Here is a 20,350-nt window from a genome sequence, read left to right as displayed (position 1 = left end):
TTAAATTATAGTATTAATAAATAAATTGTCAAATTTAAAAATAAAAAATTATTTATATTTTTAAATACTATATATTAATTTTATGAATTAAGTACCGTAAATATTTATAGTGAATAAATAAAAACTATTTATATATTTTAGGAAATTTAACTTGATATTTAACTTAAATGATATAGAATAATATAATCAAATAGGGGTTTAATATGTCATTTGTTCATTTGCATGTACATACACAATATTCAATACTTGACGGCGCTGCCCGTATTAAGTCTTTATATTCTAAAAAGGATAAAACTAAAAGACTTATACCTGGTTTAATAGATAGAGCCAAAGAATTAGGTATGCCTGGCATAGCTATGACTGATCATGGTAATATGTTCGGTGCTATGGAATTTTTCTCTGAAGCTAAGGATAAAGGTATTATACCTATAATTGGATGCGAAGTATATGTAGCCCCTAAAACAAGATTTGATAAAAAGATAGAAAACTCTGAAGAAAAAAGTGCTATGCATTTAATTCTTCTTGCTAAAGATAAAGAGGGTTATAATAATCTATGTAAATTAGTTACTTTCGGATATACTGAAGGTTTCTATTATAGACCGAGAGTAGACCATGAGTTGATAGAAAAATATAATAAAGGTTTAATTTGTTTGTCTGCTTGTATGGGCGGAGAAATTCCTATTGCTATAAGAAAAAAAGATTATAAGCAGGCTTCAAAATTAGCTGAATATTATAAATCCATTTTTGGCAATGATTTTTATATAGAACTTCAGGATCATAATATACCTGAAGAAAAGGCTTTAAATAGTGCATTATACCAGTTAGCTAAACATCATAATATAGAATTAGTAGTTACAAATGATGTGCATTATGTATCGAAAGAAGATGCTAAAGCTCATGAAATACTTTTAGCTATACAGACTAAAGCTACTTTAGATTCTCCAAGAAGATATAAATTCCCAAGCAATGAATTCCATCTAAAAACAGAAGAAGAGATGATGAAGTCATTTGCTAAGCTTCCTAAGGCATTTGAAAATACTTTAAAAATAGCAGAACAATGCCAAGATTTAAATATAATGACTAAGACTTATTATATGCCTAATTATGAGCTTCCTAATGGTGAGACAGAAACTACAGCACTTAGAAATATGTGTATGGATGGTTTGAATAAATATTATAACAATAATATTCCAAAAGAGGCTATGGATAGACTTGAAATGGAATTGGGTGTTATAGGAAAGATGGGATTTGAAGGATATTTCCTTGTAGTTCAGGACTTCATTAACTATGCTAGAAATCATGATGTTGCGGTTGGCCCAGGACGTGGAAGTGCCGCAGGTTCAATCGTTGCATTTGCTACAGGAATTACAAAAGTTAATCCACTTGATTATAATTTGCTTTTTGAAAGATTTTTAAATCCTGAAAGAAAAAGCATGCCTGATATAGATGTTGACTTCCAAGACGATAAGCGTGAAGTTATAATAGATTATGTAAAAGAGAAATATGGTAAAGATAATGTTTCTCAAATAGCTACTTTCGGAGCTTTGGGAGGACGTTCTGTTATAAGAGATGTTTGCCGTGTTATGGGTATAGATTTAGCTACTGCTGACAGACTTGCTAAAAGCATACCTGATGATGTAAAAAGAGTAGTAGATATATATGATCATCCTGATTGTGCTGCTTTGGTTAAAGAAATAGAAGGCAATAGAGAATTAAAAAACATGTATGAAATATCTACAAGACTTGACGGATTAGTAAGGAATGTAGGTTTGCATGCTGCTGGTGTTATTATATCATCTCATCCTATAATGGATTTAGCACCGGTTTATCAGGATTCTAAAACAGGCACTAGAGCTTGTCAATATGAAATGACTTATGTTGAAAGTGCCGGACTTATAAAAATGGACTTTTTGGGTATTAAAAACTTAAGACTCATAAAAGATGCAATAAAAGATATAAAAGATAGATATGGTATTGAAATAGATATAGATAAAATTCCTTTAGATGATGAAGCTGTTTATGATATATTTAGAAAAGCAGATACAGGCGGAGTTTTCCAGTTTGAAAGTCCTGGTATGCGTCAAATGCTTATAAATATTCAGCCTACAGGTTTTGATGACTTAGTATCAAGCGTAGCATTGTATCGTCCTGGTCCATTGAACTCTGGAATGGATAAAGACTATGCCGATAGAAAAAATAAAAGAAAAGAAATAGTATATAAGCACCCTGATTTGGAGCCTATACTTAAAGAGAGTCAGGGAGTATTAATATATCAAGAGCAGATTATGGCTATAAGCCGAGTTATAGGAGGATTCACTGCGGCAGAAGCTGATGATTTAAGAAAGGCTATGGGTAAAAAAATCGTAGAGAAAATGAACTCTATGGAAGAGAAATTCATTAAAGGCGGACTTGAAAGAGGTTATGATAAAGAGTTATTAACTTATTTATTTGATACAATGAAAGGTTTCGCTGAATACGGATTCAATAAATCTCACTCTGTTTGTTATGCATTAATAGCCTATCAAGAAGCTTATATTAAAGCTCATTATCCTATGGAATATTATGTGGCTTTACTCAATACTGTTATAGCTGATACTGATAAAATTTCTCTATATCTTAATGAAATTAAACAGAAAAATATAGAGATAGTTACAGCAAGCGTATTTGAAAGCGATGCTTTATTCTCTCAAAAAGATGGTAAGATAGTTTATGCTTTACATGCTGTTAAAGGTGTTGGTATTCATGCTGCTTTGGCTATTCAGGAAGAGAGAGAAAAAAACGGACAATTCAAGAATTTAGAAGATTTTGTAAAACGTGTTGATGTTCATTTAGTTAATAGAAAAGTTTATGAAACTCTCATAAAATGTGGAGCTTTCTCTGAATTCGGACATACTGAAAGTGCATTGCTTAGTTCTCTTGATGCGATACTTGCTCATGCTTCTAATTATCAAAAAGAAACTTTATCAGGTCAAACTATGTTATTTGATTCTATGTCTGAAGATGACAGCGGAAGTGCTTCTTTGGTGATAGAAAAACAAGTGGAATATGCTTCTAATATTTTAATGGAAAATGAGAAAGAAGTTTTAGGCTTTTCATTAAGATATCATCCTTTTGCTAGATACATTACTAAAATTGATTATAAATATTTCCACAATACTTTAGATATTGATAATCTTAAAGATAAAGATGAGTTTTTACTTCCTTGTGTTGTTATGTCTGCATCAGAAACTACTACAAAGAAAAACACTCCTATGATCACATTAAAGGTTATTGATATATTTACTGAATATGTATTTTATATCACAGCTAATAGTCAGATAGAAAAATATAAAGATATGCTTGAGGAACAAACAGGAATATTGATAAAAGGCAGAAGAGATAAAAATAGATTCTCAGATAAAATATATAATAATATTGTTGATATAAAATTATTAGATTCTTTCTTAAAAGATAAGAATCTCAAACTTAAAGAAGTAAAAAGAGATAATATAAAAAGAGAAGCATCTTCTGAAATGGCACCTGAAAATAAACAAGTTCACGTAAATAAGAACGATGCTCCATTTAAAAATACTTCTAATAAAGAAAATGATATTAAAAGATCTGATAATGTTGTTTCCAATGCTCCATTTACAAGCAGACCTAATAACAGCATAGCAGTAAAACATAATAACAGCGGTAAAAAGCAATTAGCATTGTATATGAATAAAAATATATTTGATGATATGGATTTATTATGTCTTCAAAATGCTATATCTTCAAACCCAGGAGATTATACAATATTCTTAAAATTGAAATCTGAAAGCGGTATGGAAATATTTAAAATAGGCGAGGATTATAAAGTTGATCCTAATCCTAGATTCTTAAATGAAGCCAAAAGTGCATTGAGATCATTAATAGAAATTGAATATGCTTAAAATAATTTTATTGTTCATTATTTTTTAATCAAAAAATACTTGCTATTAATTTTAGCAAGTATTTTTATATGATTTGACTTTTTTTCACTTTAAGTTATAATATATAAATGATGTTGAATATTTATGCATTAGCTAATATACTTCAAGTCAAGTCAAGTCAAGTCAAGTCAAGTCAAGTCAAGTCAAGTCAAGTCAAGTCAAGTCAAGTCAAGTCAAGTCAAGTAATTAAACTTTTTAATATCTTTAAATATTTTATTATAATAAAAAAATTAATTTTTTATTATGTTTATGGGATGTATAATGTATAAAGATAGAAAAGTATATTTATGTGCATTCCATAATTTAGATTTATATTTATCCGCAATTAGATTTAAAAAACAAGCAGAGAGTTTTAATATATTCGATGAAATTTTTATTTATAATGAATATAATTTACCTTACAATGAAAAATTTGAAAAAGCATTCCGTTCTAAATTAGTATATAGCAGAGGATTTGGATATTGGTGTTGGAAACCATTTATTGTTCTTAAAACGTTGGAATCTATGAATGATAATGATATATTAGTTTATGCTGATATAGGCTGTCATTTCAATAAAGAAGGTATTGATAGATTTTATGAATATTTGGATTTGGTTATAGATAATAGTAGATTATGTTTTAAATTAGGTTTAAATTCACCTGAAAAAAAGTGGACAAAATCAGATTTATTTAATTATTTAAATGTATTAAATAATCAAAATATTACAGATACCCCTCAAATTTTTACAACTTATTTTTTATTTTTAAAAAATAGTATGAATATAGAATTTTTAAAAAAATGGCTTCAAGTTTATTATGATGATTTTTCTTTAGCTGATGATAGTCCTTCCAAAATTAAAAATGCAGATATATTTATTGAAAATAGACATGATCAAAGTATTTTTTCTATACTTTCTAAAATATATAACTTTTATACAATTTCTGAAAATGAATTTGAATCTAAAAATAAAATTTATCCTATAATTCCTTTAAGAGATAAAAAAAATATATATGATATTATTTATTTGGACGAATTTAAAAAAATGATTAAAAAATTAGGCTGGTTTATTTCCATAAGAAAACTCAGAGATAATTTTAGAAATTCTATGAGTATTTATTATATTAACTCATTAAATAAATATCTTGGAAATGAATTATATAATGATATTTCTATAACAGGTATTAAAATTATAGATAATTATTTAAAATTAAAAATTGATAATATGATTAAACTAAATATAAAAGACTATTTTAATTATAAAGATATAAAAATAGAAGAAATAAAAGAATCATTAAATTATATTTTAAAATATAAAAATGATTAAAGGCTATATAAAAAATTATATAGCCTTATTTATTATTAAATTATTTATTTTTCAAATACTAAACTATCTCCAGATTTTTTTACCTTTATAGTATCTCCTTCTAAATATTTACCTGCTAGCATTTCTTTAGCTAAAGGATTTTCTATAAAGTTTTGTATAGCTCTTTTCAATGGTCTTGCTCCAAACTGAGGATCATAACCAATATCAGCAATATAGTCTATAGCTTCATCGCTTACATCTAAAGTTATTCTTCTGTCTTTAAGTCTGTTGGCAACTCTTGCTATTTGATTTCTTACTATCTCAGCAATGTATTTTTTGTCAAGTCTAGTAAATGTTATTATCTCATCTATTCTGTTTAAGAACTCTGGTCTAAATGACATTTTTAGTAATTCCTGAATCTTTTCTTTGATATCATTAGTATCGTTAGCTTCAAGAATAAGATCAGAACCTAAATTGCTTGTCATTATGATAATAGCATTTTTGAAATCTACTATTCTTCCTTGTCCGTCAGTAAGTCTTCCATCATCTAATACCTGAAGTAAAACATTAAATACATCAGGGTGAGCTTTTTCTATCTCATCAAATAGTATAACAGAATAAGGTCTTCTTCTAACTGCTTCTGTTAATTGTCCTCCTTCATCATAACCTACATATCCTGGAGGAGCTCCTATAAGTCTAGTAACAGAGAATTTCTCCATATACTCACTCATATCGATTCTTGTTAAAGCATGCTCATCACTAAATAAGAAATCAGCAAGTGTTTTAGCAAGCTCTGTTTTACCAACTCCTGTAGGTCCTATGAACAAGAAACTTCCAAGAGGTTTATTTTCATCTGAAAGTCCTGCTCTGTTTCTTCTAATAGCATCAGCAACTGAAGTTATAGCCTCATCTTGTCCTACAACTCTCTTATGTAATACTTCTTCAAGCTGTAAGTATTTTTGTTTTTCACTTGCAAGCATTTTGCTTACAGGTATTCCAGTCCATACAGATATTACTCTAGCTATATCATCTTCAGAAATCTCTTCTCTTAAAAGTCTTTTCTTATCAGAGTTTTTAGCTTCTTCCATAGCCTTAGCTGCTGATTCTAATTTTTTCTGTAATTCCGGTATTTTACCATATTTTATTTCAGCAGCTTTTGCTAAATTTCCTTCTCTTGTATATTGAGTTTCTTTTATATTTAAAGCCTCAAGTTCTTCTTTTATTTTTCTTGTCTCTTCAATTCTTCCTTTTTCGTTATCCCATTGAAGTTTCATAGCATTACGTTCTTCAGAAAGTTCAGATAATTCTTTTTCTAACTTTTCTAACCTTTCTTTAGAAGCTGCATCATTTTCTTTTGAAAGAGCTTGTTTTTCTATATTAAGCTGTAAAAGTTTTCTTTCAATTTTATCAAGTTCAGTAGGCTGACTGTCTATCTCTATTTTTAATTGGCTTGCAGCTTCATCTACCAAGTCAATAGCTTTGTCTGGTAAAAATCTATTAGTTATGTATCTGTTAGATAAAACAGCAGCAGCAACTAATGCATCATCTTTTATTCTAACACCATGATGAACTTCGTATTTATCTTTTAAACCTCTAAGTATTGAAATAGTATCTTCAACACTAGGTTCTTTACAATAAACTTGTTGGAATCTTCTCTCAAGTGCTTTATCTTTTTCAATATATTTTCTGTATTCATCTAAAGTAGTAGCACCTATTGCTCTTAATTCACCTCTTGCCAATGCAGGTTTTAATAGGTTAGAAGCGTCCATTGCACCTTCAGTAGCACCAGCTCCTACAAGAGTATGAAGCTCATCTATAAATAATATTATGTTGCCTTCAGATTTTTCTATCTCTGTAATAACAGCTTTTAATCTCTCTTCAAACTCTCCTCTAAATTTAGCGCCTGCAACCAAAGCACCTAAATCCAAAGCTAATAATCTTTTATCTTTAAGTCCTTCAGGTACATCTTGAGAAACTATTCTTCTAGCAAGTCCTTCAACAATAGCAGTTTTACCAACACCAGGCTCACCTATAAGCACTGGATTATTTTTTGTTCTTCTTGATAATACCTGCATAACACGTCTTATCTCTTCATCACGTCCTATAACAGGGTCAATTTTTTCTGCTTCTGCTAATGCTGTCAAATCACGGCAATATTTATCAAGTGCCTGCATTTTAGCTTCTGGGTCTTGGCTATTAACGCTTTGTCCTTTTCTTAAATCTTTTAATGCACTTAAAACTTCTTTTTTACTTATTCCGCTTTTTCTAAGCATATCTCCTGCTTTATTGTCAGCTTCAACAAGTGCTAAGAATATATGCTCTGTAGATACATATTGATCTTTCAAAGCATTAGCTTCTTTTTCTGCTTTTGCTAAAACTTTACCGGCATTAGTAGATAGATGTAACTGTACATTTTCGCCTGTAACTTTTACATTTTCATCAACTAATCTTTGAGTTTTATCTATCAATGTGTTTATAGGAACACCTATTCTTTCTACTAATGGCTGAATAAGTCCGTCCTCTTGTTTTAATAATGCTAAAAGTAAATGTTCGCTTTTTATTTCATTATGGTCTTCGCCATTAGCTATATTAGCAGCTTCATTTACTGCCTCTTGGGCTTTTATTGTATATTTATTATAATCCATATTCTAATTAATTAACGGTTTAAAACCGCCTAACTCCTTTATAGATTAATTATTTAAGTTTTAATTAAATAATTTTATTTCAGCATTTAATTGCTGTACACTTCTATATATGCAAAAAATATGCCAATTAATAGGTTTGAAATGTTTTATTTTAATACATTGTAATTATATTTTTTATGATTATTTTTATATGGCTATTGGAATAATTGTATAATTTTTATATACATAAAATCATATTATGTATTAAAATAATACTATAAATTTGTATTGCGTATTGATATGTTTATATATTTTTGTAAAAAATTAATTTTTAAATTAAATCAATTAATTTTTATTATAATGAAAATTACTATTATTTATATTTTATTATATTAATATGTGTTATACTATATCAAAAAAATACTATTTATGATATAATACTACGCGAATAATTTAATAAATTTATTCAATTATATGGAAAGTAATATTGTTAAGAATTGTGAACTGCTTATTAATAATTTTTGTATCAATATAATATTTTAATAATGATGCAATATATTTTAGTAACTTTTTTACTAATTTTGATAATGACAGAAATATTTTTTTGTAATATAAAATAAAAAATCATAGGAGTTTATTATGGATACTGTATCATCTATAGTAGCGAAGGTTAACAGTTTTTTGTGGGATTATTTATTAATAATTTTACTATGCGGAAGCGGAATTTATTTCACTATAAGATTTAAATTCGTACAAATTTTCAAATTTAAAGATGGGTGGGATAGAACATTCGGAAGTCTTTCATTAATGGGTAAATCCGCAGGTAAAGAAGGTATGAGTTCTTTTCAGTCTTTAGCAACAGCAATCGCAGCACAGGTTGGTACAGGTAATTTAGCTGGGGCTGCTACAGCTTTAATATCAGGAGGTCCTGGTGCTATATTTTGGATGTGGGTTTCTGCTTTTTTAGGAATGGCTACTATATTTGTAGAAGCATCTTTGGGACAAAAATATAAAACTACAACAGAGGACGGTCATATTATAGGAGGTCCTGCTTATTATATTCAGGCAGCTTATAAAGGATGGTTTGGTAAAATATTATCTGTTTTATTTGCAATATTTATTATATTAGCTTTAGGTTTTATGGGAAATATGGTGCAGTCAAATTCTATAAGCGGTGCTTTTGTTAATGCATTTCCTCAGATTAAGCCTATATATGTTGGTATAATATGTGCTTTAATAGCTGCTTTTATATTTATAGGAGGTCTAAAAAGAATAGCTTCATTTGCTGAAAAGATTGTACCTATAATGGCTTTATTTTATATAATAGGTTCTTTGATAATAATTTTAATGAATATTGAGAATTTAGCTTCTTCTATAATTTTAATATTTACATCTGCATTTAATCCTCAGGCTGTTATAGGCGGAGGTTTGGGAATAGGTGTTCAGCAGGCTATGCGTTTCGGAGTGGCAAGAGGTTTATTCTCTAATGAAGCAGGTATGGGTTCTACTCCTCATGCTCATGCTTTAGCTAAAGTTAAACATCCATGCGAACAGGGTGTTGTTGCTATGATAGGTGTATTTTTCGATACTTTTATCGTTGTAACTTTAACTGCTTTAGTTATATTAACTTCAAATATTTTGCAGACACAAATATATCCTTTAACATCTGCTGCTGATATACCTGAAATATTAAAAGGTGTTGGATTGCCTCAGGAAGCATTCAGATTGGGATTCGGTTATTTTGGTGTTATATTCGTTGCCGTATGTTTATTTTTCTTTGCTTTCACTACAATAATAGGATGGTATTTCTTTGGAGAGCAGAATATTAAATATTTATTTGGTGTTAAAGCTGCCAAAGTTTATGCTGTATTTGTTGTAGGTTTCGTGTTATTAGGTTCAGCATTGAAAGTTGATTTAGTATGGTCATTGGCAGATACTTTTAATGGGCTTATGGTTATACCAAACCTTTTAGGACTTTTAGCATTGGGAAGTGTTGTTTCACTGTTATTGAAAGAGTATAATGAATTGAATAAAAAATAAATTTTTATATTATAAATATATAAAAAATAAAAGGACTTATATAAAAATATATAAGTCCTTTTTTTATTTAGAATCATAATTATTTTTTAGGTTTAAATATTAAAGAGATTGAATTTACGCAATGTCTTGTATTTTTTTCTGTTAGATGTTCTCCTTCAAATACATGTCCTAAATGTCCTCCGCAGCTATTGCATGTTATTTCTATTCTGTATCCGTCTTCATCTAATGTTCTTCTAATTGCTCCTTCTATTTCATCATCAAAACTAGGCCAGCCGCAATGTGATTTGAATTTATCTTCAGAACGATATAATTCTGCACCGCATTGTTTGCAGCAATAAACACCTTCTTCAAAAAAATCATTGTATTCACCTGTAAAAGGATATTCAGTTCCCTTAAAAATTATTACGTTTCTTTCTTCTTCTGTTAATTCTCTTTTTTCCATAAATATATTTCCTCCATTTTATTTATAATTTTCTATAAAAAATATTATTTTTTCTTTGTCTATTTCTTTTATTGGTATTATAGCTTTTGGATTATCATAATCAAAAATAAGTTCTTTTTCAAATAATCTAACACTATGCCATTTGCCATTTTTATATCCTATATTGTTATAAGTTCCTATTAGATTAAAACCTAATGAATGATGAAGTTTTTCGCTTTTTGTATTAGGTACTGTAATCTTTGAATAAATATTTTTGATTCCCTGATATTTTAAAATTTCAATAATAATAGAGCATAATTTTTTTCCTATTCCTCTATTAATATTATTTTTATCTAAATATATAGATAGCTCAGAGCTCCAATTATATGCTTCTCTTTCAAGAAATTTATTAGCATAACAATATCCTATTATTTTATTGTTTTCATCTTCGCATACTAAATAAGGATATTTTTTTATAATATTTTCTATACGATTTTTAAACTCTTCTAAAGTTGGAAGTTTGTATTCAAATGTTATGCTTGTATCAATATACTGAGAATATATTGAAAGAATTTGTGAAGCGTCTTCAATATTTGCTAATCTTATTTTCATATATTAATTGAATAGCTCCTTTAGTATATATTTATTAATTAGATTTTATTTTATAAATAATATTATAAAAAAAATTATAAGTCAATTTTTAATTAATAAAAAACTATTAAATTTATTTTGAGAAAATAATTTAAATTATAATAAACAAAATTATATTTCTATTGTAGTTTAATGAAGTATTAAAATTTTTTATATAAAAAATATGTAAGTATATTAATATAACTGATTAATTAACTAAAAAAATATTACTAAATTTATTTTGCTTGATATAAAAAAGATTAATATTTATAATAATAAAAAATAATAAAGGAGAATAATATTATGGCTACACCTCATATAGCAGCAAACAAAGGCGATATTGCAGAAACTATACTTTTACCTGGAGATCCTTTAAGAGCTAAATTTATAGCAGAAAATTTTTTGGAAAATGTCACACAATATAATTCTATTAGAAATATGTTTGGATTCACTGGTACATATAAAGGAAAGAAAGTTTCTGTTCAAGGTACAGGTATGGGAATGCCTTCATGCAGTATTTATTCTTATGAGCTTATACATTTTTATGGCTGTAAGAATTTAATTCGTATTGGTACTGCAGGTGCTTTAGTTGATAAACTTCATATTGGTGATTTAGTTATAGGAATGGGAGCTTGTACAGATTCTAATTATGCAGCACAGTATGAACTTCCTGGAACTTATGCACCTATAGCTAGTTATGAATTATTAAGAAAGGCTGTTAATAAAGCTGATGAAATGAAAATAAATTATCATGTTGGAAATATAGTTTCATCTGATGTGTTTTATGGTGCTAATAATGCCACTCCTAAATGGGCAAAAATGGGGGTATTGGCTGTTGAAATGGAGGCAGCTGCTTTATATATGAATGCTGCTTATTCCGATGTTAATGCTCTTTGTATGGTAACTATTTCTGATTCTTTAGTTACAGGAGAGGCTACAACTGCAGAGCAAAGAGAAAAAACTTTCACTAATATGATGGAAGTTGCTTTGTCATTAGCTTAAAATATATAAATAATAAGCATTTATAAATTTATTTTTATGAATGCTTATTATTTTTTTATAATTTCTTGACTTTTTTTATAATTTGTATATAATTAATTACTATGAAAGGTATTATTGTTTCAAATAATTTCAAAAGCATCTACGCTTATTACTTTTTCTATTATGGCGTTTAAGGCGCCAGAGTATCTATTTTTCTAATTTAAACACACACATATATTTTATTAATTATTTAAGTTACAAATAGTAGCTTACTGTTTATAGCTTTATCTATTTTTTATGCATAAAATTTTAAAATTATTTTTAAGGAGAATTATATTATGATAGTAGTAATGAAACCAAATGCTAAAGAAGAACATGTAAACAATATTATAGAAAGACTTACAAATGCAGGTCTTGGTATAAATAAAAGTGTCGGAGTAGATTATACAGTAATAGGAATGGTTGGAGACACTTCAAAGATAGATAGAGAATTAATAGCTTCTTTGCCTGGCGTTTCTAAAGTATTGAAAGTTCAGGAGCCATTCAAAAGAGCTAATAGAGCATTCAAAAAAGAGGATACTGTAGTAGATGTAAGCGGTGTAAAAATAGGTGAGGGTAAACCTGTTATTATAGCTGGTCCTTGTTCTGTTGAGAGTGAGGATCAGGTTATTAATATTGCTAAAAGTGTGAAAGCTGCTGGGGCTTCAATACTTAGAGGAGGAGCTTTTAAACCTAGAACTTCACCTTATGCTTTTCAGGGATTAGCACTTGACGGACTTAAAATATTAAAGCTTGCTAAAGAAGAAGTAGGTATTCCTATAGTAAGTGAAATAGTATCTATAAGACATTTAGAAGATTTTGAAAATACTGTGGATATGATTCAAATAGGGGCAAGAAACATGCAGAACTTCGAGCTTTTAAAAGAAGTAGGAAAATTAAAAAAGCCTATACTTTTAAAAAGAGGTTTATCAAGTACTATAGAAGAATGGCTTATGAGTGCAGAATATATACTTAATCAAGGTAATGATAATGTTGTATTATGCGAAAGAGGTGTAAGAACTTTTGAAACTTATACTAGAAATACTTTTGATGTTTCAGCAATTCCTGCAATAAAAAGATTAAGTCATTTACCTGTTATTGGAGACCCTTCGCATGCAAGCGGAAAATCTTGGATGGCACTTCCTCTTACTTTGGCTGCTATTTCTGCTGGTGCGGATGGTATGATTATAGAAGTACATAATGATCCTGAGCATGCTTTATGTGATGGTGCACAATCTATAAAGCCTGATGTATTTGCTGATATTATGGAATCAGTTAATATGATTTCTGACACCGTTGCTAAAATAAAAGAAAAACATAATGGTAAAATTTATACCAAATAATTAGTTTCTATAACAAATATTATTAAAGATATAAATATAATATTTTATATTTATATCTTTTTTTTATATTTAAAATAATTGCAATATTTATAAATTAATATTATAATAAATCGAATTAAATAGTAATAATTATTATTTAAATCTTTTTTTGTAAAAACTATAATATCAATTATTAATATAATTGTAGTTTAATTAATATATGAGGAAATAATATTTTTATATTTAAGCAAATTGCAAAAATTATGAATTCATATTAGTATTAATAAGTCAAAAAATAAGGAGATAAAATGACAGTCAACAGTCAACAGTCAACAGTCAACAGTCAACAGTCAACAGTCAACAGTCAACAGTCAACAGTCAACAGTCAACAGTCCTTAAATTTTATATATATATTTTATTACATAGAAAAAACATATCATTTGTTTATCAAAAAAATCATAAACTCAGAAAAGTTAATATCTTGGGGGTATTATGATCTTTTTTGATATATTTTATAATATTATAATATATCCAATAGAATTTATTATAGAAATATTATTTTATTTATTCAGTGTAGAATTTAAATCAAGTTATGGAGTAAGTTTATTTTTACTCAGTTTATGTATAAATTTTTTATCACTTCCATTATATAATATAGCAGAATCTTGGCAGGCTAAGGAAAGAGCCATTCAAGATAAGATGAAGCCAATGATAGATAATATTAAGGCTGTATATAAAGGAGATCAACGTTATTTATTAATACGCACTTGTCAAAGAATCAATGGATACAAAACAATATATGCTTTTCGAGGTACTTTGGGACTTTTGATACAGATACCATTTTTTATGGCGGCATATAATTTTGTACATAGTTTAACTGGATTAAGCGGACAGAGTTTTTTATTTATCAAAGATTTATCTAAGCCGGATGCCTTAATTCATATTGGTAATATAAGTATTAATCTGCTTCCATTTTTAATGACTTTATTTAGTTTATTAGCTGGTTTTGTTTATTCTAGAAAATTAAAGTTCAAAGAGAGTTTACCTTTATATGTAGTATCATTAATATTTTTATTGCTTCTTTATAATTCTCCGTCAGGACTTTTGTTTTATTGGACTATAAATTGTTTATTTTCTTTTATAAAAAATATAATAATAGAGTTTAAATTATATGAAATATTTGTAAGAAATAGATATAAATTATTAAAGGCTTATAATATATTTTTTATCATTATTACAGTATTATTAATATCATTAATTTCTTTAGGTAATATAGAAAGAAAATGTTATTTAACAGATTTTAAGCTTATAGATGGTTATACATATAATATTAGTTTAGGTTATTACAGTAAAGTTTTTAGAAATAGTGATATATATGGAGTTTTAGTAAATAATAATAAACTTGACAGCAATGTTATTGATATAACATTTGAATACAGAGGAAGCCGATATGGTACAGTTAAGTTAAAAGATAGTATAGAAAATATAGGTACTATAAATCTTTATTATAAATTATTTATCAAACAAACTTTTATTTCATACTATGTATTATTATTAATTCTTTTAATATTTTTTAATTTAAAAAGAATTAATAATATATTTAATTTAAATGTTTTTTTAGTAGAAAAGTCTTTTATAAAAAATAGGAAATATTTAATTTTATTATCATGTTTGGTTATATCTTTATTGTCTGGACTTTTTATTCCTAGTTCTCTGATAGGTAATTCTCCGCAAGAATTTAGATCTCCGTTTAATTTGATTTTTAATGATTTATCAATGAGTTTAGGATTATTTTTATTTTATCCATTATTTATATATATATTATTTTCAGATAAGATAAAAAATATAATGACTATAATATTTGTTTGTTTAGCTTCAATTGTATTAATTAATACATTTATTATGGTGGGTAATTATATTAATATCAATGCGGATTTTATATTTGATAATACTGATCTATTAAAAGCATCTTCAAATCAAATAATATTAAATTTATTTTTAATATTATTAATCATTTCTATATTTTTATTTTTAATGATTAAAAGAAAATTTATATTTATAATGAATATATATATTATAATAATAATTGCTTTAGTTTCAGTTTCTATATTTGATATAAAGAATATAATTATAGGTCAAAATGAATTAAAGAAAATAAGTGCTTATAATAATGATAATATAGATACTTCTAAGATATTTAATTTATCAAAAAATGGTGAAAATATATTTGTTTTGATTTTAGACAGAGCAATACCATCACATTGGTTAGATCTTTTAGAAAGATTTCCTGAATATAAAGCAAAATTAGACGGATTTGTTATTTATCCTAATACTGTATCTTTAGGTTTAAATACAAGTTCTAGTATGTCATCTATATATGGCGGATATAATTATTCAGCATATAATCTAAAGAAAAAAGACTTATTTGATGGTTTTACATCACCAAAAGGTATAACAAGTAATGGAGTAGATGTAAATAATGAAGCTATTCTTACAATACCTTTGGCATTAGAGAAATATGGATATAAAACAAGTATTTTGGAACCTCTTTTTATTAACGGTAATTATGATATGGTAAATACTACTATATTTAGTAATTATCAAAATGTAAGTGCTTATGCTAATTCTTCATTTGAAGATAATGCAATAAAAGATTATATTGGCAACGTAAATTCTAAAAATGATAATACAAGCAAGTATTTGACTATAAGATTTTCTATATTTAGGATGCTTCCAATTAATCTAAGACATTCATTTTATAGTGATAAAAACTGGTTTATGAATAATAATAGAATTAATTCTAGTATTTATACTTATGCTATTATGTCATATTTGAAAAAAAATATTAATGTTACAGATGAAAAAGAAAGATATTATAATTTATTGCATAATATGATTACACATGAAACAGGAGCATATAATTCTAATTTTCTACCTAATTTCCGTACTACTGATGTAAATTCAGATGATTTGAAAAATTACAAAAATGATTTTAGTGTTAGACATTTTTATTGTAACGGAGCTGCATTAAATCTAATAATTGAATTATTAGATTTTTTGAAAAACAATAATGTTTATGATAATACAAAAATTATAGTGGCCTCTGATCATGGGTGGTTTGTTAATACTTCTTCTTCAACAAATCTTTTTGTAAATTGGTATAATTCTTTATTAATGGTTAAAGATTTCAATTCAAGAGGTGAGATAGAAATAAATAATAGTTTTATGACATCTGGTGACATTGCATATTTAACCGTTAATCATATTCCAAATATAAAAGATTATTTCAATAATGAGTTAATAACTAACAATTATAAAAATAATGGTATTTATATGATGGCTTTGCCTTGGAAAGGAAATAATATGAAATTTTATAGAGTAAAAGATAATATATTCGATATAAATAACTGGTCTAAATTTGAGATGCAAAAAGACAAAAGTATGAAGGAAATACCATTAGAATTTGATGAGCGTATGTGGGAATAATATTATAATATATACAAAAATATATAATTCTTTTTGTTAAAAATATTTAATGTTTTTTTATAATTGCAATATTTCTAAATTAATATTAGAATATAAAAAATTGATATATGGAAAACTTATGATCAACAATCAACAATCAACAATCAACAATCAACAATCAACAATCAACAATCAACAATCAACAATCAACAATCAACAATCAACAATCAACAATCAACAATCAACAATCAACAATCAACAATCAACAATCAACAATCAACAATCAACAATCAACAATCAACAATCAACAATCAACAATCAACAATCAACAATCAACAATCAACAATCAACAATCAACAATCAACAGTCCTTAAATTTTATATATATTTTTTATTACATAGAAAAAACATATCATTTGTTTATCAAAAAAATCATAAACTCAGAAAAGTTAATATCTTGGGGGTATTATGATCTTTTTTGATATTATTTATAATATTATAATATATCCAATAGAATTTATTATAGAAATATTATTTTATTTATTCAGTGTAGAATTTAAATCAAGTTATGGAGTAAGTTTATTTTTACTCAGTTTATGTATAAATTTTTTATCGCTTCCATTATATAATATAGCAGAATCTTGGCAGGCTAAGGAAAGAGCCATTCAGGATAAGATGAAGCCAATGATAGATAATATAAAGGCTGTATATAAAGGAGATCAACGTTATTTATTAATACGTACTTGTCAAAGAATCAATGGATACAAAACAATATATGCTTTTCGTGGTACTTTAGGACTTTTGATACAGATACCATTTTTTATGGCGGCATATAATTTTGTACATAGTTTATCAGGATTAAGCGGTCAGAGTTTTTTATTTATCAAAGATTTATCTAAGCCAGATGCCTTAATTCATATTGGTAATATAAGTATTAATCTGCTTCCATTTTTAATGACTTTATTTAGTTTATTAGCTGGTTTTGTTTATTCTAGAAAATTAAAGTTCAAAGAGAGTTTACCTTTATATGTAGTATCATTAATATTTTTATTGCTTCTTTATAATTCTCCATCAGGACTTTTGTTTTATTGGACTATAAATTGTTTATTTTCTTTTATAAAAAATATAATAATAGAGTTTAAATTATATGAAATATTTGTAAGAAATAGATATAAATTATTAAAGGCTTATAATATATTTTTTATTATTGTTACAGTATTGTTTGTATTACTTATTGTTTTATCTAAGATAGAGAGAAAGGGATATTTATCTGAATTTAAACCTAATTCTGAAGATTCTATTAATACTAAATATATTGCCAAAGTAATGTATTATAGTAATATATTTAGAAGTAGTGATATATTTGATTTAAAAATAAATACTAACAAGCTTTCAAAATATATAGATAATATAGAAATTACAGGGGCTAATACAAAATTTGCAATTGTTGAATTAAATAAAAATATAGAGAATATTGATGAAAATATAGAGATAATTTATAGTTTAAGTATTAAATCTTATTCAATTAATATTTATATTATATTATTATTACTTTTTTTTATAATTAACATTAAAATTATTTATAAATTTATTTTAAAAACTGAGGATATAGAATATTCTTTTATAAAATATAGAAATAAATTAATTATTGTTTCATGTTTAGTTATCACTATATTATCAGGATTATTTATAATTACATCGTTAATATATGATTCCCCTAAAGAATTTATGCAGCCATATTATTTAATTATAAATACGTTATCAATAAGTATAGGATTATTTTTATTTTACCCTTTATTTATATATTTATTATTTTCAGATAAAATTAAATCTTATTTAACTTTAATTATAATTTTTATTTCTGGGATAGTATTAATTAATACATTTATTATGACAGGTAATTATGTAAATATTGATGCGGATTTTATATTTGATAATACTGAATTATTAAAAGCATCTACTAATCAAATAATATTTAATATAATATTAATATTATCTGTAATTTTATTATTTACATTATCTATTGTGAAAAAAAGACTTATGTTTTTTATTAATATTTATTTTATTATATTATTAGCTTTATTTTCTGTGTCTGTATTTAATATTAGAGGAATAATAACAGAACAGCTACAATTAGAAAAAATAAATGTTAATAATAATATAGATGATAATAAAATGTTTAATTTGTCTAAGAATGGTGAAAATATTTTTGTCTTTATATTAGATAGAGCAGTTTCATCTTATTGGTATGATGCAATTAATAAATACCCCGAATTTAAAACTAAATTTGATGGTTTTGTATTTTATAAAAATAATGTTTCTTTTTGTAGTACAACTTTAGGAATAGGTTCTATATATTGTGGATATGATTATTTACCATATGAAATGAGTACAAATGGTAATTATATAATAAAAGAAAAGCATAATGAATCTTTATTAATGATACCATTAGTATTGGGAAATTATGGATATAAATCTTCAATATTGGATCCTGCATATGCTAATTTTTCGGATATACCAGATTTAAGTATATTTCAAAATTATAGTAATATATCATCCTATAATGATTATCATGTTGAAAAGAATATTGAATCATATAAAAATAGAGAAGAAAAACAGCAAATTATATTTAAAAAAAGTATCCATAAGATTTTCAATATTTAGAATGCTTCCAATTAATTTAAGATACGTATTTTATGATGATAAAAAATGGTTCAATTTTAATGTAAATAGTTTTATTAATTCTAGTATTTATTATTATACACTTTTATCATATACCAAAAAATTAGTAAAAATTCATGATGATGTAAATTATTATAATATATTACATAATATGGCAACTCATTTTCCATCTTATTTTAATGTAAATTATTTGCCTGGAATATCAGCTTCTAAAGTTAATGATGATGATATATTTTTATATAAAGATGATAATTCTGTTAGACATTATTATGTTAATATTGCTTCTATGAATGTTATAGTTGATTTTATAAATTATTTAAAAGATAATAATTTATATGATAATACAAAAATAATAGTTGTTTCTGATCATGGATTTCCTCTCTATGGACTTAATAATTATGACATTAATGATGATTATAAATTAACTATTAATTTATTTAATGCTTTATTAATATATAAAGATTTTAATTCTAGGGGTGAATTAATTATAGATACTAATTTTTCAACAGTTGCTGATGTGCCGTATTTAGTAACAAAACATATACATAATATTAGAAATCCATTCAATAATAAAATCATAACTAATGATTACAAAACTAATGGAGCTTATATTATATTTTCTAAAGAATGGCAGGAGGGTTACAATATTCAAATATGTTTTCTTTTAGAAAATTTTATCATGTTAAAGATAATATATTTGACACTAATAATTGGAAAAAATTTGTAACAGATCTAGAGGATAAAGATATTGTTAAAGAGGTTGAATTTATATTTGATTCATATTAATGTATATTATAAAATTATTATTTTTTATATAAAAGATTATAAGTTAATAGTTATATAAAATATATAGTAGTTTGATTTTTGTATTAAAGTATTATATAATTTATGGTATATTAATAGTAAATTT

At 25.6% G+C, this 20,350-nt stretch carries 12 protein-coding genes; 9 read left to right on the top strand and 3 right to left on the bottom strand.

Features of this window, described 5'->3' with window-relative positions:
* Nucleotides 1–203 precede the first annotated feature (203 nt).
* Entirely contained in the window at nt 204–3,914 is a 3,711-nt protein-coding gene (gene dnaE, locus BHYOB78_RS07100; protein ID WP_020063649.1) for a DNA polymerase III subunit alpha, read from the top strand.
* A 300-nt stretch (nt 3,915–4,214) separates the two neighbouring features.
* Nucleotides 4,215–5,258: a hypothetical protein gene (locus BHYOB78_RS07095; protein ID WP_020063648.1), complete on the top strand. Its 1,044-nt coding sequence runs from the start codon at nt 4,215–4,217 to the stop codon at nt 5,256–5,258.
* 44 nt (nt 5,259–5,302) lie between these two features.
* On the opposite strand, the gene clpB is transcribed toward BHYOB78_RS07095, so the two are convergent.
* Nucleotides 5,303–7,882, bottom strand: coding sequence for an ATP-dependent chaperone ClpB (gene clpB / locus BHYOB78_RS07090; protein ID WP_020063647.1), 2,580 nt, complete (start codon nt 7,880–7,882; stop codon nt 5,303–5,305).
* 618 nt (nt 7,883–8,500) lie between these two features.
* Here clpB and BHYOB78_RS07085 point away from each other — a divergent pair.
* Nucleotides 8,501–9,901 (top strand): alanine/glycine:cation symporter family protein, encoded by a 1,401-nt coding sequence (locus tag BHYOB78_RS07085; protein ID WP_012670129.1) that lies wholly within the window; start codon nt 8,501–8,503, stop codon nt 9,899–9,901.
* Between the two features lie 79 nt (nt 9,902–9,980).
* Here the strand turns inward: BHYOB78_RS07085 and BHYOB78_RS07080 are convergent, their stop codons facing one another.
* Nucleotides 9,981–10,343: a methionine-R-sulfoxide reductase gene (locus BHYOB78_RS07080; protein ID WP_012670128.1), complete on the bottom strand. Its 363-nt coding sequence runs from the start codon at nt 10,341–10,343 to the stop codon at nt 9,981–9,983.
* 18 nt (nt 10,344–10,361) lie between these two features.
* Nucleotides 10,362–10,934 (bottom strand): GNAT family N-acetyltransferase, encoded by a 573-nt coding sequence (locus BHYOB78_RS07075; protein ID WP_012670127.1) that lies wholly within the window; start codon nt 10,932–10,934, stop codon nt 10,362–10,364.
* A gap of 321 nt (nt 10,935–11,255) precedes the next feature.
* Here BHYOB78_RS07075 and deoD point away from each other — a divergent pair, with 321 nt between their 5' ends.
* The 6 genes from deoD to BHYOB78_RS13770 all read left to right on the top strand — a co-directional run bounded on the left by deoD (nt 11,256) and on the right by BHYOB78_RS13770 (nt 20,167).
* Nucleotides 11,256–11,954, top strand: coding sequence for a purine-nucleoside phosphorylase (deoD, locus tag BHYOB78_RS07070; protein ID WP_012670126.1), 699 nt, complete (start codon nt 11,256–11,258; stop codon nt 11,952–11,954).
* 317 nt (nt 11,955–12,271) lie between these two features.
* On the top strand, nt 12,272–13,315 hold the full coding sequence (gene aroF / locus BHYOB78_RS07065) for a 3-deoxy-7-phosphoheptulonate synthase (RefSeq protein ID WP_012670125.1): 1,044 nt from the start codon (nt 12,272–12,274) through the stop codon (nt 13,313–13,315).
* 471 nt (nt 13,316–13,786) lie between these two features.
* On the top strand, nt 13,787–16,780 hold the full coding sequence (locus BHYOB78_RS07055; protein WP_065203214.1) for a YidC/Oxa1 family membrane protein insertase: 2,994 nt from the start codon (nt 13,787–13,789) through the stop codon (nt 16,778–16,780).
* 118 nt (nt 16,781–16,898) lie between these two features.
* Entirely contained in the window at nt 16,899–17,240 is a 342-nt protein-coding gene (locus tag BHYOB78_RS13510) for a hypothetical protein (protein WP_145945202.1), read from the top strand.
* Nucleotides 17,227–19,422 carry a membrane protein insertase YidC gene (gene yidC / locus BHYOB78_RS07050; RefSeq protein ID WP_244269309.1) on the top strand — a complete coding sequence of 732 codons (2,196 nt, stop codon included), beginning with the start codon at nt 17,227–17,229 and terminating at the stop codon, nt 19,420–19,422. The genes BHYOB78_RS13510 and yidC overlap by 14 nt, the downstream gene beginning before the upstream one ends.
* The gene (locus tag BHYOB78_RS13770; protein ID WP_051089233.1) at nt 19,331–20,167 is read left to right on the top strand and encodes a sulfatase-like hydrolase/transferase; all 837 of its coding nucleotides are present in this window, start codon (nt 19,331–19,333) and stop codon (nt 20,165–20,167) included. The genes yidC and BHYOB78_RS13770 overlap by 92 nt, the downstream gene beginning before the upstream one ends.
* Nucleotides 20,168–20,350: the final 183 nt, after the last annotated feature.

It is taken from the genome of Brachyspira hyodysenteriae ATCC 27164, from assembly GCF_001676785.2.
GTDB lineage: Bacteria > Spirochaetota > Brachyspiria > Brachyspirales > Brachyspiraceae > Brachyspira > Brachyspira hyodysenteriae.
The sequence above is the reverse complement of the archived record's forward strand: the minus strand, read 5'-3'. Positions and strand labels throughout refer to the sequence as shown.

Coding starts and splice junctions, on each gene's coding strand:
- BHYOB78_RS13510 (WP_145945202.1), top strand. CDS start 16,899: ATGATCAACAATCAACAATCAACAATCAACAATCAACAATCAACAATC.
- BHYOB78_RS07080 (WP_012670128.1), bottom strand. CDS start 10,343: ATGGAAAAAAGAGAATTAACAGAAGAAGAAAGAAACGTAATAATTTTT.
- deoD (WP_012670126.1), top strand. CDS start 11,256: ATGGCTACACCTCATATAGCAGCAAACAAAGGCGATATTGCAGAAACT.
- clpB (WP_020063647.1), bottom strand. CDS start 7,882: ATGGATTATAATAAATATACAATAAAAGCCCAAGAGGCAGTAAATGAA.
- yidC (WP_244269309.1), top strand. CDS start 17,227: ATGATCTTTTTTGATATTATTTATAATATTATAATATATCCAATAGAA.
- BHYOB78_RS07085 (WP_012670129.1), top strand. CDS start 8,501: ATGGATACTGTATCATCTATAGTAGCGAAGGTTAACAGTTTTTTGTGG.
- dnaE (WP_020063649.1), top strand. CDS start 204: ATGTCATTTGTTCATTTGCATGTACATACACAATATTCAATACTTGAC.
- BHYOB78_RS13770 (WP_051089233.1), top strand. CDS start 19,331: ATGTTGAAAAGAATATTGAATCATATAAAAATAGAGAAGAAAAACAGC.
- BHYOB78_RS07055 (WP_065203214.1), top strand. CDS start 13,787: ATGATCTTTTTTGATATATTTTATAATATTATAATATATCCAATAGAA.
- aroF (WP_012670125.1), top strand. CDS start 12,272: ATGATAGTAGTAATGAAACCAAATGCTAAAGAAGAACATGTAAACAAT.
- BHYOB78_RS07075 (WP_012670127.1), bottom strand. CDS start 10,934: ATGAAAATAAGATTAGCAAATATTGAAGACGCTTCACAAATTCTTTCA.
- BHYOB78_RS07095 (WP_020063648.1), top strand. CDS start 4,215: ATGTATAAAGATAGAAAAGTATATTTATGTGCATTCCATAATTTAGAT.